This is a genomic window from Buttiauxella massiliensis (assembly GCF_902500225.1).
Classification (GTDB): domain Bacteria; phylum Pseudomonadota; class Gammaproteobacteria; order Enterobacterales; family Enterobacteriaceae; genus Buttiauxella; species Buttiauxella massiliensis.
In genome coordinates this window covers 146,982-160,965 of sequence record NZ_LR722653.1, presented here as the reverse complement: position 1 = coordinate 160,965, position 13,984 = coordinate 146,982, and the positions used below count along the sequence as shown (strand labels likewise).

The following is a 13,984-nucleotide window of genomic DNA, read 5'->3' as shown; positions in this document are numbered from 1 at the left end:
AACAATGGTGGTGAGCATTTGATGCAGAACGGCGATCAATGTGGCGGTGAGATTTCTTAGTTGAAACCTCATTGAGACTGGTTGCCGTTTTTTTTGAGTTGCGTGTTACAAAGTGTGAATAAAATAATTGTCATCTGCATTTCTGAATGAACTAGAAAATGCTTGTTATCTAAATAGTTACTCTAACTAACTACTTGTTCATTCGAATGTTTCTCAAAATTTAGCCAAATGCGAGCCTGAGAGATTGGCAAGTGTTTGAGATTTCAGTCCACTGGTAGCTGTTAAGCCTGGGGCGGTAGCATGGCTATTTAAAAGAATCCTGTGCACACTTTTTTCATTCATCGGAGGGGCCGTGAGTCGAATAGAGATACGTAAACAACTATCCAGTGAATATAAAGAATTATGCTGGAAAACATTTTTCACCCAGAAAAAACGAGGGATTAAATTTGAACTACATTTCCCTTGGTTTTTCAATGCAGATGCATTTTTTTATACAATTGAAATACATAGCGGAATTAAACTTATTGGTGGGATGACACTAAAGATAGAAATAAAAAATAATATTCGAACAGCAATTATAGGATTGGTATGTATAGATGAAGATTATCGCGGTCTTGGATATTTCAGTTTGCTCATGAATAAAGCTGATGAGTTAATGCAATGTGAAAATATACAGTTAGCAATATTATGGTCGGGGCAGCATCATCTGTACAAAAAACATGGTTATAAATTAATAGATCATAATGTTCTCATCTATATTAGAAAAAAAAATATCATCATAAATAATGCTGAAAAAAAAATAGAAATCAAGCATTATACATTAAATGATAAATCTCTACCACCATTTGCAATATATCAAGAAAGATTAGAATGGGATAATAGCTATATAGTATATTGCGCCAGCGAAAAAGAGTTTTATGTTATTGACTATGAATGTGCAATAAATGACATGTGTAGTGTAATGGACAAACTTTCACCTAATGGGTTTTATATAAATACAACTATTGACCAACTGTCTTTTTTTTATAGCTTAAGAGCGCTTTTGGAAATAAAAAGTAAAGATCAAAATATAAGAATGATCAAGATATTCGCAAACGATAATACAGAAGAAAATTATAATTCTGTAGACTTTAAACTAAATGAGAGGATATGAAATGACTCCAATCGTAAAAGTATTCATGCCGCCAAAAGATATTTTGATGAAAGAAATAGAAGATGTTCTTTATAGTGGTATGATCGGTGAAGGGGAGCATGTTTACACGTTCGAAAATAAATTTCGTGAAATATTCGATGTTCCTACAGGAGTCGCCATGAGTAGCGGTACGGCTGCACTTCATACAGCGCTAATACTTGCAGGAGTAAAAGCGGGAGATGAAGTAATAACAACTAGTATGACTGCAGAGCCAACAAATACCACTATAGTACAAACTGGAGGTATTCCTGTATTTGCGGATGTTCATCCAATAACTGGTTGTCTTGATCCTCAATCTATTATTTCAATGGTTTCATCCAAAACCAAAGCTATTGTCGTTGTGCACTATGCTGGTTATTTGGTCGAAATGAAAGAGTTGATGGAAAAAATTAAAGCGATTAATAGTGATATTAGTGTTATAGAAGATTGCGCCCATGCTCTTGGGGCAAAATATGATAACCAACCGGTTGGTACTATTGGTGATTTTGGTATATTTTCATTCCAAGCTATAAAGCATATGACTACGGTTGATGGTGGATTTCTTTCATTTAAGAATCATTCTTTATTAAGTGAAGCGAAAAAAATCCGATGGTTTGGGATGGAAAAAGGGATTGATAGAACATTGATGGATGTTTCCAGTTTAGGATATAAATACAACATGAATAATCTTACTGGTGCTATAGGGAATATACAACTTGATTTTGCTATTGATAATATTAATAAGCATAAAAATAACGGTCAATTCTTTGATGAAAATTTAGAAAATGTATCTGGCGTCCAAGTTGTTCAGTCATCCTCACTTTGTGAACCTAGTTATTGGTTATATACGTTGCTTAGTGATGATTCAGATAATCTTATTAAGAAGTTGAAATCTGTTGATGTAATGGCATCAAAATTACACCGACCAAATCACTATCATACCATGTTTAGTAAATTTAAATCAGCTGATATGAATAATCTCGATTACTTTTATTCAAGGCTAGTGCACATTCCATGTGGATGGTGGGTTAGCGAAACGATACGTGAAACGATTGTTGACGAAATTAAGAAAGGTTGATTTATGATTAACTTATTTAATGTAGATTATGATGATGAAATAAAAAAAATAACCTGTGATATTTTCGATTCTGGAATGGTAGCCAATGGTGAGTATGTCTCGTTGCTTGAGAATTCAATCTCAGATTTATTAAATGGAAAACATGCTGTATCAGTTAATGATATGACTAACGGTCTGTCTATAGTACTTGATGTATTAGGTGTAGTGGAGGGGGATGAAGTTATTGTATCGCCATTTAGCTGCCTTGCAACAACGTCTCCTTTAGCAACTAAAGGTATTATACCTGTATGGGCTGACCTTGATCCGACAACACTCAGTGTTAGAGTTGATGAAATAGCTAAACTAGTGACATCAAAAACGAAAGCTATACTTGTTTATCATGTCGCTGGTTATCCCGCCGATGTCAGAGAAATTAAAGACTTCTGTACAAAAAATTCTTTGTATTTAATCGAAGACTGTAATTCTGCATTCGGTAGTAGGCTTGATAATACCTTGCTTGGAAGTTGGGGGGATGCAGCTATTTTTTCCTTCTATCCTAATAGGCAAATAGGTTCAATTGATGGTGGCTGTATAGCATTTTCTTCGTTTGAACATGCGGTTGTTGCTCGTAAAAGAAGGCGTTTTGGTGTCGATTTTATGGGTTTTAGAAAAAACAATGGAGAGATTAATGAAAGCAAAGATGTTGAAACTTATGGTTATTCATATAATATCAATAATATAAGTGCTGCTATTGCTTATTATAAATTAAAAAGCAATTTTGAGCAGCGTACAATTCAAACTATAGAAAATTTCAAAAGAATGCTAGATAGCTTATCCCATTCTTTTGAAAAGGGTTGTGGGTCAGTGGTTTCACCAATTAGTGGAGCAATTGTGAATGGATGGGTTCTTTTTATTCATGTAGATAGAAAAGAGGAATTTATAGCTAATATGAAAATGCATGGTGTGAGTGTTTCCTCCTTACACATGCGGAATGATCGTTACAGCTGTTTTAATTCTTCTAAAAGAATATTACCCGGCATTGATAAAATTGAGACTAGTCTTGTTGCAATACCTTGCGGTTGGTGGCTTTCTATGAAAGAAATTGAGAAAATTATCACTTTAATTATGACTGAAATTAAATAGTTGTGACGTTAATGAGTAAAAAAATATTTGATTTAGGCATGCTGTATTTTGGGAAAATGGGAGCCTTAATGGTTGGCTTTTTTTTCATGCCAATATACAGCAAGGTTTTGGGGCCCGAAAGCTTTGGACAAGTAGCCTTATTGTTATCGTTAGTTAGTGCGGCACTAACTCTTGATTTTGGTACTACCACCATAATTGGTAGGGATGCAGCAGATAGTGAAGTCAGTCAACGTAAAGGATATGAACAATATTTAAGTGCAATATTATTATTGATAATATTTTATAGTTGTACATACGTAATTTATTTTCCTCTTTCATTTGTATATGGCTGGGGTGATTTCGATGAATTGACAATGCTGTCAACATTGTTATTAATATTATCACTTCTTATACAGAATGTATCAGTTTCATATCTGAATGGGCTTAAAGAGTTTAAAGTCAGTGGTGGTTTGCTGTTCTTTTCTGTCGTTTTAAGAGGTGTTGTGACATTGGTCGCTATAAAATACATCTCAAATGATATTTTTGTGTTTATTTTGTCACAAACTATTGTGTCAATTGTATTTGCAATGATATTTGTATTTTTACCAACCTATTTAAAGGTTGGGCCAATATCTTCATTAGATATAAAAAAAATATTTTTTGGGGTATTGCCTTTGGTAAAAAAAGGTTTCCCATTACTACTATTTGGATTTTCTGCAGCACTAGTTATGCAATTAGACAAAATAGTGTTAAGTAAATTCGAAGGTGCTAGTTTTTTAGCAGCATATTATCTCGCATTTACATTTAGTACCACACCAATTCTGGCTATCGCTGGTCCAATAAAACAGTATTATCAACCATTTATCGTTAGTAATATAACTAAGAATGATGCAAATTACCGAAAATACAGCTTACTATTTTGCTTGACCATTTATATAATGGTTGTGCTCCCGGTTTTATTTGTGTATCCGTTTTTAGAAAACGTTTTAAGTTTGTGGCTTGGACGTAATCCACTATTACCTGATGTGTTAACGTTTTCTAAGGTGTTATTACCAGCTTTCGTTATAGGTGCATTAAGCTATATTCCCTCAGTACTGATGACGGTGGCGGAGGATTATAAGTTTCAGGCTAAGTTTTCAGTAATATCATCACTGCTTTTTGCTATTTCAGTGTTTTTTATGGGGGTTACTGGGTACTCCACTTATATTGCATGGGTTTTTTGCGTATACTACAGTTTGGTGATTGTATTGTGCGGGATTAGATGTCTTTATTTATCAAAGGTGCAGTTTTGCATAAAAGATATCTTGAAGTATATTATACCTGCTTTCGTTCCTGCAGTTGTTGTTTATTGGTGCGGGGTGATTATAAGTCATTATTTGTTTTTTTAGAATGATAAATAACGTAACTTATAATTTAAATATACTTAATTATAAGTAATGTACTATAGAGATTATAGGGTTTTTTATGTTTAAAGATAAAGTGTTAATGATTACTGGTGGAACAGGTTCATTTGGTAATACCGTCCTGAAACGTTTTTTGAATACAAATGTAAAAGAGATTATAGTATTTAGCCGAGATGAGAAGAAGCAAGAAGATATGCGTATTGCTCTTGCTAATCCTAAGCTTAAATTTGTAATCGGAGATACAAGAGATTATGAAACTCTTTATCGTGCAATGGATGGTGTAGATTATGTGTTCCATGCTGCAGCTTTGAAACAAGTACCATCCTGCGAGTTTTATCCTATGGAGGCGGTTAAGACAAATGTTTACGGTACTGAAAATGTTTTAAATGCTGCCATTGATCGAAATGTAAAAAGGCTTGTTTTACTAAGTACTGACAAAGCTGTTTATCCTATCAATGCAATGGGTATATCCAAAGCTATGGCTGAAAAGGTGCTTATTGCCAAAGCTCGACGTCAAAAACCGAATGGTACGATTATGTGTGCCACGCGCTATGGAAATGTAATGGCTTCACGTGGATCAGTTATTCCTTTATTTTTGGAAAAAATAAAAAATAATAAACCATTGACCATTACTGATCCACATATGACACGTTTCCTTATGTCTTTAGAAGACTCAGTAGATCTGGTTTTACATGCTTTTGAAAATGGACAACAGGGCGACATTTTTGTTCAGAAAGCTCCTGCATGCACAATTAACGACCTCACAGAAGCAATTAAGCAGTTATGTAAAAGTGATACTGAGGCCAAAATTATTGGGACACGTCATGGTGAAAAGTTATATGAGTCGTTAGTCTCCAGAGAGGAAATGGTTAAAGCAGAAGATATGGGGCGTTATTATAGAATACCTGCGGATAATCGTGATTTAAATTATGATAAATACATTACTACTGGGCAGGTTGATTTAAATGAACTCGATGATTATACATCTCATAACACTGAGCGTTTAAATGTTGAGCAAGTGATGGAGCTATTGCTGACTCTCAAATATGTTCGTAAAGAACTAGGTATGGAATAATTTTGATAATATTTGAAACTCATATTTAATTTATTATCTGTATGAGTTTCAATGAATTTTAAATTGGATGAATAATGACGTCTTTAAGTATCTTAATCCCAACAAAAAATAGACATGAATACCTTAGGGATGTTCTTTCGTCAATATTGTCTTGGGATTCTCAGGATTTTGAAATTGTTGTACAAGATAATAGCGACGATAATGCCACTTATCTTGCAATCGAGGAGTATCTTTCTGACCATCGGCTAAAATATTTTTATGAGTCTGAGTGGCTATCTGTAGTTGATAATTTTGAATTGGCTATCACCAATAGTTCTGGTCAAATTATAACTGCTATTGGTGATGATGATGGCGTTTTACCTTGTATTTTGCTTTTATCCACCTTAATGATTGATGAAAATATAGATGCATTATTACCAATGAAAGCCGATTACACTTGGCCTGATTTAATCAGTAAATATAATTCTACATTTAATAATAGCAAACTTAGATACTCAAAAAGTATATCTGAAGTACTTCGTCGACGTGACGCTATGAAAGAGTTAAATAAAGTACTGAGTTTAGGGGCTACAATAATAGGAGGGTTGCCAAGGATCTATTATGGGTTAGTTCAACGTAAATGTTTAGATGAAGTTAAAATCCGTACCGGATGCTATCTACCGGGACCTAGTCCAGATATGGCAAATGCTGTGAGTTTGGGGCTGGTTGTGCAATCATTTTTTAGTGTTGAATGGCCTGTGTTTATTGCGGGTAGTTCTGTTAAGAGCACTGCTGGAATGGGTCTCAAACGTACACATATAGGTAATATTGAAGAAATCTCGCATCTCCCAAAAGATACGTCGTCTAAATGGGATAGTTTAATTCCAAAATTTTGGTCCGGGCCAACTATTTGGGCTCAAAGTGCATCATCTTCAATAAATGAATTTCATTGCAAAGATGATTTTTGTTTAAACTATACATATTTATATGCAAGATGTTTTGTGTTTTTCCCTGAAAGATTTCAGGAGTTAGTACAGTTAATTAGAACCAGTAATTATGAGGGTTTTTCTTGGTTTAAGTTTGTTTGTTACTATGTTTCAATTTGGAAGCTTCGCTTTGATAGCCTGATACCTAAAATTAAAACGAAATTTGGCTACAGTAAAATGCAAGATGTGTATATGTCAGAAGATGTTATGAATATTTCTCAAGCTGTTAACTTAATGAATGATTTTTTGCCAAAACCAATTTTTATACTGGATAATGGATGTGAGATAAGTGAAGGGTAATTCAGGTGATAAAGCACTATTATTAGGTGTGTTATTTTCGTGTGTAAGCGGATGGGGATCTTTTTTCGCTCTTCCTTTTTTTATTTTTAACGTTTTTTATAGAGGGGTTGAATTACGTAAGGTCATACTGACAGTCATTATTTTCTGTCTTTTTACGCTTATAACAATTATTGCATATGCTTATTCCGGTGTGCTTGAAATCCCTGCTTTGGTCTTGGCCCTTTTAACAGTTTCTTTGTATGTCCTCATAAGTAATGAATCACTGATCCAGTCTCGAAATACAATTATTAATATAATTGCTTATTCTGTTCCATTTTCAATAGTTATATCAATATTACGAACTTTTGGAATTTCTCTCTGGGAGTATAGAAGTAATGAAGTCCTTGGCTTGATGCGATTGACTTTTTTGTTTGCTGAACCATCGCACTATGCCATTATTTTGTCACTTTCTCTTCTTATGGCCATTATCTCAAAGAGTAAAATGAAGGTTGTGGTGGTTTTGGCAATTGGATTACTTTTAACATGGTCACTGTCCGGGTTCATGCTTTTTGGATTGGGCTATTTTTTGAGTTACTTCTATTCGAGAAATATTTTTAAGGCGGTTTTATATTGTTTAATTTCTCTTTTGCTTCTTATTGTTATTTGGGTTTTCTTTCTTTCGGGTAGTGATTTTTGGATTGTTAGTAAAATAGATTCTGTATTCTTTTTATTTCAAGGCGCAACGACTGCAAGTAGTGCATTATTAAGGTTTAACTCTATGATTTTATGGAAATATTATATTGTTGATGCGATAAATAATTCACACTATTATTTACTCGTAAGTGGTGAGGGTTTTGGAAATATTACAGCTTGGGTTCAGAATTATTATTTTAGTAATTTTAATATTCCTGATATAACCCAAGCCAATAACCTTATTAGTAATGTTTTTATTTCGACGGGACTCATGGGATTCATTCTGTATATAATCGTTTTTATTTCTTTTTTGAAGATCACATTAAAAAATATATTCCTAAGCTTGTCGTTTTTATTCGTTCTTTCATTGTTCAGTGGTTATGCTTTTGGACCGCTTGCAATAATGACTCTATTGCTAACAAGGTTAACAATTCTTTCAATTTTGTATGCGAGACATAAATGAAACTTGATATTCTCATTTCTACTTTTGGGGAGCGTATTTATAATATCGATAACATATTGCTTCCTTATAGAAAATATGTGCATTACTATATATGTCATCAGGGTGATATAGAATTAAATAGTGATATTGCTTTTATAAAAAGAAATGATGTTACCTACATTAGGTCTCATGAAGTCGGCGTTACTAGAAGTCGAAATGTTTTAATAAAAATGTCTCAGGGAGACCTCATCTACTTTTGTGATGATGATATTACTCTTAATCCTGATATTTATAATTTGATAGTGGGTAAGCATAAAGAGTATGGTGGTAGTGTTGTTTTGTTTAATATTACTGATGAGCATGGCGTATTAAGGAAGAAGTATCCTAAAGTTGTCACTAATAAAAATAGATTTAATATATTATCAGTAGGGACTATAGAGATTTCTATGAAAAATAAAAATGTCCCATTGTTCCCTGAGGATATGGGAGCCGGCACCTGTTTACCTATTGGGGATGAAGCGGTTTTCCTTTCTAAAGTTCTTCTGGCTCGAGGTGGAATAACTTATACACCGCATACTATCGCCAGTCATCCACTAGAATCCACTGGGGTTATCTCTACAGCTAATAGCGTAATTGCACGAGGAGTGACCCTTAAAAGAATCTTCGGGAATAAGGCTTATTTTTTTGCGTTGATTTTTTTCATCAGACGCTCAAAATTATTTAAAATTCCCGAAGGTTATTTTAAAGGTTTGGTTCTACTTTTTAAAGGGGTTTGGTGTGGTTAATTCAAATTTATTAATGGAAGGTCATCAATGGACTGTGCCAAGATTTCAATAATCACTGCAACATATAATTCATTACCATATATCGTAGAAACATATAATTCGATTAAAAATCAAACACATCTAAACTGGGAGTGGTTAATTACAGATGATTGCTCAAGTGATGAAACTTATAATTATCTCTTAAGTATATCATCTGCTGATGAGAGAATTAAGGTTTTTCGTAACTTTGAGAATAGTGGTGCTGCAGTCTCTCGGAACAATTCTATTAATAATGCCTCGGGTGATTTCCTAGCTTTTATTGATAGTGACGATCTATGGTGCAAAGAAAAATTGCGAATTCAGTTACATAAAATGCTTGATAACGAGCTTGATTTTACCTTTACAGCATATGAGCTAATTAATGAACATAGTGAGCCACTTAATAAAATTATAGACTCCACTCATAATAGAGCTCTATGTTATCTTGATATGCTTAAAAAACAAGCTACTTTAGGGTGTTCAACAGTTATGTTACGCAGAAGTCGATTTCCTAATCTATCCATGCCACTAATTCGAACAGGACAAGATTACGCACTGTGGCTAAAGTTGTTGAAAGATAACTGTCAAGCGTACCCTCTAAACGAAGTATTGATGCAATATAGGATATTACCTAATTCAATTTCTAGAAATAAAATAAGAAAAGCAAAGAGACAATGGGAAATATATCGAGAAATTGAATGCTTATCAATGGTAAAAGCACTTGAGTGCTTTGCATTCTATGCATGGCGTGCCATATTTAGAAAGTAATATTAATTTCGAGTATTAAAGTTATAAAAGGTTTTATGTGCTTATGAAAATTGCAATAAGTGGTACTGGGTACGTTGGGCTCTCTAATGGTTTGTTAATTTCTCAAAACCATGAGGTGATTGCACTTGATATTATCCACAGCAAAGTGGAGCAACTAAACAATAAAATATCACCTATTGTAGACCAGGATATACAAGATTATTTGAGTTGCGAGGCGGTCAATTTTCGTGCTACAACAAATAAATTTGAAGCATACAGTAATGCTGATTTTATCATTATAGCTACGCCAACAGATTACGATCCTCAAACAAACTACTTTAATACATCTAGCGTTGAGTCCGTTATTCAAGATGTTTTAGAAATTAACCCAAGTGCGACTTTGGTTATCAAATCTACAGTGCCAGTTGGCTATACCTGTGGAATTAAAGAGAAGTATGGAGTTCGCAATATATTCTTCTCGCCTGAGTTTTTGCGCGAAGGAAAGGCATTATATGATAATCTCTACCCGACACGAATTGTTATTGGTGAACGCTCTGAACGAGCACAGTGCTTCGCTAATTTACTGATTGAAGGTGCTATTAAGGACAATATTCCCGTATTATTTACTGATTCTACGGAAGCTGAAGCTATTAAGCTTTTTGCAAACACCTACCTTGCCATGAGGGTCGCCTATTTCAATGAGTTAGATAGCTATGCTGAGCATTTAGGTCTGAACTCTAGAGACATTATTGAAGGTGTTTGCCTTGACCAACGTATTGGTAATCACTATAACAATCCTTCGTTTGGGTACGGTGGATATTGCCTGCCAAAAGATACTAAGCAGCTATTAGCGAACTATGAAACTGTTCCAAATAATCTTATTGGTGCAATAGTTGATGCTAACCGTACTCGCAAAGATTTTATAGCCGACTCCATTATCAGTCGCAATCCCAAAGTGGTTGGCATTTTTCGTTTAATAATGAAAAGTGGCTCTGATAATTTCCGAGCCTCCTCTATTCAGGGGATTATGAAACGTATCAAGGCTAAAGGAATTAAAGTTGTGATTTACGAGCCAGCAATGGAAGAAGAAGAGTTCTTCCAATCGCGAGTGGTTAAAGATCTTGATAGTTTTAAACATCAATCAGATGTCATCATCTCAAATCGCATGGCGCAGGAGCTATACGATGTTAAGGATAAAGTATATACCCGCGATTTGTTTGGAAACGATTGAACAGTTTCTCCATACTATAACTTCTTGAGGTGATTTTTTAACATCACTGTACTTTTAGTGCAAACGAGAACTTGTATCTCATATGTACTTTTGATGGGCACAGCATCAAACGCTATCCTCCAGACTTAAACCTGAGTTAACATCTAAGCCACATTTCAAGCCGCGCACTTGCCGCGGTGACCACACCTGACAGGAGTATGTAATGTCCAAACAGCAGATCGGCGTCGTTGGTATGGCAGTTATGGGGCGCAACCTTGCGCTGAACATCGAAAGCCGCGGCTATACCGTTTCCGTGTTCAACCGTTCCGGCGATAAGACTGAAGAAGTTATCGCAGAGAACCCGGGCAAGAAGCTTGTTCCTTACTATACGGTGCAAGAGTTCGTTGAATCGCTCGAAACTCCACGCCGCATCCTGTTGATGGTTAAGGCCGGTGAGGCCACGGACAAGACCATTGATTCTCTCAAGCCGTATCTTGAGAAGGGCGATATTCTGATTGACGGCGGTAACACCTTCTTCCTGGATACAATTCGTCGTAACCGTGAACTTTCTGCGGAAGGTTTCAACTTTATCGGTACAGGCGTTTCTGGCGGTGAAGAAGGCGCATTGAAAGGGCCATCCATTATGCCAGGCGGTCAGAAAGAAGCTTATGAACTGGTTGCACCAATTTTAAAGCAGATAGCAGCCGTTGCCGAAGATGGCGAACCATGCGTTACCTACATTGGTGCTGATGGTGCTGGTCACTATGTAAAAATGGTTCACAACGGAATTGAATACGGTGATATGCAATTAATTGCTGAAGCCTATTCACTGCTTAAAAATGGCCTTAATCTTTCGAATGAAGAGTTGGCGACAACCTTTACCGACTGGAATAAAGGCGAGTTAAGCAGCTACCTGATCGACATCACCAAAGACATCTTCACTAAAAAAGATGAAGACGGTAACTATCTGGTGGATGTGATTCTTGATGAAGCTGCGAACAAAGGTACTGGCAAGTGGACTAGCCAGAGCTCGCTGGATCTGGGTGAACCGTTGTCTCTGATCACCGAATCTGTGTTTGCACGTTACATTTCTTCCTTGAAAGAGCAGCGTGTTGCCGCTTCTAAAGTGCTGAGTGGCCCGCAGGCTAAACCATTTGCTGGCGATAAAACTGATTTTGCCGAGAAAGTGCGCCGTGCATTGTATCTGGGCAAGATTGTTTCTTACGCTCAAGGTTTCTCCCAGCTACGTGCAGCATCTGAAGAGAATAACTGGGATCTCAACTACGGTGAGATTGCTAAGATTTTCCGCGCTGGTTGCATTATCCGTGCTCAGTTCTTGCAGAAAATCACCGATGCGTATGCAGAGAACCCAGCTATTGCGAACTTGCTGCTGGCACCGTACTTCAAGAAAATTGCTGACGAATACCAGCAAGCTCTGCGTGATGTGGTTTCTTACGCTGTGCAGAATGGTATTCCAACGCCAACCTTCTCTGCTGCTATCTCTTACTACGACAGCTACCGTTCAGCGGTACTGCCTGCCAACCTGATTCAGGCGCAGCGTGACTACTTTGGTGCGCATACTTATAAGCGTATTGATAAAGAAGGTGTGTTCCATACCGAGTGGTTAGATTAAATTTATTTATACTAAAGTATAATCTCAACCCGGTTTATAACCGGGTTTTTTATATCAGTTATTCTATAAATATAGAAAGTTATTGTTAGAGTTTGTAATTTCTAGAATTTCACAATAAAGAGTATGATTGGATGAAAATTGCAATTGCTGGAACAGGTTATGTTGGTTTATCAAATGGAATTCTTATAGCTCAACATCATGAAGTTGTGGCTTTGGATGTTGTCCAAGATAAAGTTGACATGATAAATAATAAAATTTCGCCTATTGTCGATAAGGAAATACAAGAATACCTCTCTGAGGGAAATCTTAATTTCCGTGCAACCACGGATAAACTTGATGCTTATCGTGATGCTGATTATGTTATTATCGCCACACCTACAGACTATGATCCAAAAACTAATTACTTCAACACATCAACAGTTGAGAGTGTAATTCTTGATGTAACTTCTTTAAACCCAAATGCGGTTATGATAATTAAATCTACAATTCCTGTTGGGTTTACTCAATCAATTAAAGAAAAACTAAGTATAGAAAATCTTATCTTCTCACCGGAATTTTTACGCGAAGGCAAAGCTCTTTATGACAATCTTTATCCGTCTAGAATTGTCATCGGCGAGCGTTCTGAACGAGCTGAACGTTTTGCATCTTTGTTGCAAGAAGGGGCTATCAAAAATGATATTCCTACACTATTCACAGATTCAACTGAAGCTGAAGCTATTAAACTCTTTGCAAACACTTATCTTGCGATGCGTGTAGCTTACTTTAATGAATTAGATAGCTATGCGGAAAGCCTCGGTCTTGACTCACGTCAGATAATAGAAGGAGTTAGTCTTGATCCTCGAATTGGTGACCATTACAATAATCCTTCGTTTGGTTACGGAGGGTATTGTTTACCAAAGGATACTAAGCAATTATTAGCTAACTACCAGTCCGTACCAAATAATCTAATATCGGCTATCGTTGATGCGAATCGCACTCGAAAAGATTTTATTGCTGACTCTATCTTGGCAAGGAAACCTAAAGTTGTTGGTATCTATCGATTAATAATGAAAAGCGGTTCCGACAATTTCCGAGCTTCGTCTATTCAGGGCATAATGAAGCGTATCAAAGCAAAGGGTGTTGAAGTTATAATTTACGAACCAGCAATGGCGGGTAGTGATTTTTTTAACTCCCGGATTGTGCGTAACCTTAGTAGTTTTAAAGAGGAAGCGGATGTTATTATATCCAATCGTATGGATGAAGAGTTAATTGATGTTGCAAAAAAATTATATACTCGAGATCTTTTTGGAAGTGATTAAGAAGATATTATTAATTTTATATTGCAAATAATTATAACTTTAAGATGAAAATTTTAAAGGAAAGAGCAAGTGCTTCAAATTAGGGA

General features: G+C 35.7%; 12 protein-coding genes. All 12 read left to right on the top strand.

Annotated elements, in window-relative coordinates; genetic code table 11:
* The first annotated feature begins 352 nt into the window (after positions 1 to 352).
* Positions 353 to 1,153 (top strand): GNAT family N-acetyltransferase, encoded by an 801-nt coding sequence (locus tag GC128_RS11380; protein ID WP_193216245.1) that lies wholly within the window; start codon positions 353 to 355, stop codon positions 1,151 to 1,153.
* Between the two features lies 1 nt (position 1,154).
* Positions 1,155 to 2,249 (top strand): DegT/DnrJ/EryC1/StrS family aminotransferase, encoded by a 1,095-nt coding sequence (locus GC128_RS11375; RefSeq protein ID WP_151994392.1) that lies wholly within the window; start codon positions 1,155 to 1,157, stop codon positions 2,247 to 2,249.
* A gap of 3 nt (positions 2,250 to 2,252) precedes the next feature.
* Positions 2,253 to 3,371: a DegT/DnrJ/EryC1/StrS family aminotransferase gene (locus tag GC128_RS11370; protein WP_151994391.1), complete on the top strand. Its 1,119-nt coding sequence runs from the start codon at positions 2,253 to 2,255 to the stop codon at positions 3,369 to 3,371.
* 11 nt (positions 3,372 to 3,382) lie between these two features.
* On the top strand, positions 3,383 to 4,738 hold the full coding sequence (locus GC128_RS11365; protein WP_226812079.1) for a lipopolysaccharide biosynthesis protein: 1,356 nt from the start codon (positions 3,383 to 3,385) through the stop codon (positions 4,736 to 4,738).
* 76 nt (positions 4,739 to 4,814) lie between these two features.
* Complete coding sequence (locus tag GC128_RS11360) at positions 4,815 to 5,828, top strand: polysaccharide biosynthesis protein (RefSeq protein ID WP_151994390.1); 1,014 nt, start codon at positions 4,815 to 4,817, stop codon at positions 5,826 to 5,828.
* Between the two features lie 74 nt (positions 5,829 to 5,902).
* A complete protein-coding gene (locus GC128_RS11355) occupies positions 5,903 to 7,093 on the top strand; it encodes a glycosyltransferase family 2 protein (protein ID WP_151994389.1) in 1,191 nt (396 codons plus the stop codon).
* Positions 7,083 to 8,228: a hypothetical protein gene (locus GC128_RS11350; protein ID WP_151994388.1), complete on the top strand. Its 1,146-nt coding sequence runs from the start codon at positions 7,083 to 7,085 to the stop codon at positions 8,226 to 8,228. The genes GC128_RS11355 and GC128_RS11350 overlap by 11 nt, the downstream gene beginning before the upstream one ends.
* The gene (locus GC128_RS11345) at positions 8,225 to 8,992 is read left to right on the top strand and encodes a glycosyltransferase family 2 protein (RefSeq protein WP_151994387.1); all 768 of its coding nucleotides are present in this window, start codon (positions 8,225 to 8,227) and stop codon (positions 8,990 to 8,992) included. The genes GC128_RS11350 and GC128_RS11345 overlap by 4 nt, the downstream gene beginning before the upstream one ends.
* A 27-nt stretch (positions 8,993 to 9,019) precedes the next feature.
* Positions 9,020 to 9,778, top strand: a complete 759-nt coding sequence (locus GC128_RS11340; RefSeq protein WP_151994386.1) for a glycosyltransferase family 2 protein — start codon at positions 9,020 to 9,022, stop codon at positions 9,776 to 9,778.
* A 43-nt stretch (positions 9,779 to 9,821) separates the two neighbouring features.
* Positions 9,822 to 10,988 (top strand): nucleotide sugar dehydrogenase, encoded by a 1,167-nt coding sequence (locus GC128_RS11335; protein WP_151994385.1) that lies wholly within the window; start codon positions 9,822 to 9,824, stop codon positions 10,986 to 10,988.
* 202 nt (positions 10,989 to 11,190) lie between these two features.
* Positions 11,191 to 12,600, top strand: a complete 1,410-nt coding sequence (gene gndA, locus GC128_RS11330; RefSeq protein ID WP_151994384.1) for an NADP-dependent phosphogluconate dehydrogenase — start codon at positions 11,191 to 11,193, stop codon at positions 12,598 to 12,600.
* A gap of 131 nt (positions 12,601 to 12,731) precedes the next feature.
* On the top strand, positions 12,732 to 13,898 hold the full coding sequence (ugd, locus tag GC128_RS11325; protein WP_151994383.1) for a UDP-glucose 6-dehydrogenase: 1,167 nt from the start codon (positions 12,732 to 12,734) through the stop codon (positions 13,896 to 13,898).
* Positions 13,899 to 13,984: the final 86 nt, after the last annotated feature.

Bases quoted from the DNA above. Each gene is read 5' to 3' on its own strand.
- GC128_RS11355 (WP_151994389.1), top strand. From the start codon at position 5,903: ATGACGTCTTTAAGTATCTTAATCCCAACAAAAAATAGACATGAATAC.
- ugd (WP_151994383.1), top strand. From the start codon at position 12,732: ATGAAAATTGCAATTGCTGGAACAGGTTATGTTGGTTTATCAAATGGA.
- GC128_RS11360 (WP_151994390.1), top strand. From the start codon at position 4,815: ATGTTTAAAGATAAAGTGTTAATGATTACTGGTGGAACAGGTTCATTT.
- GC128_RS11375 (WP_151994392.1), top strand. From the start codon at position 1,155: ATGACTCCAATCGTAAAAGTATTCATGCCGCCAAAAGATATTTTGATG.
- GC128_RS11345 (WP_151994387.1), top strand. From the start codon at position 8,225: ATGAAACTTGATATTCTCATTTCTACTTTTGGGGAGCGTATTTATAAT.
- GC128_RS11365 (WP_226812079.1), top strand. From the start codon at position 3,383: ATGAGTAAAAAAATATTTGATTTAGGCATGCTGTATTTTGGGAAAATG.
- GC128_RS11340 (WP_151994386.1), top strand. From the start codon at position 9,020: ATGGACTGTGCCAAGATTTCAATAATCACTGCAACATATAATTCATTA.
- GC128_RS11335 (WP_151994385.1), top strand. From the start codon at position 9,822: ATGAAAATTGCAATAAGTGGTACTGGGTACGTTGGGCTCTCTAATGGT.
- gndA (WP_151994384.1), top strand. From the start codon at position 11,191: ATGTCCAAACAGCAGATCGGCGTCGTTGGTATGGCAGTTATGGGGCGC.
- GC128_RS11370 (WP_151994391.1), top strand. From the start codon at position 2,253: ATGATTAACTTATTTAATGTAGATTATGATGATGAAATAAAAAAAATA.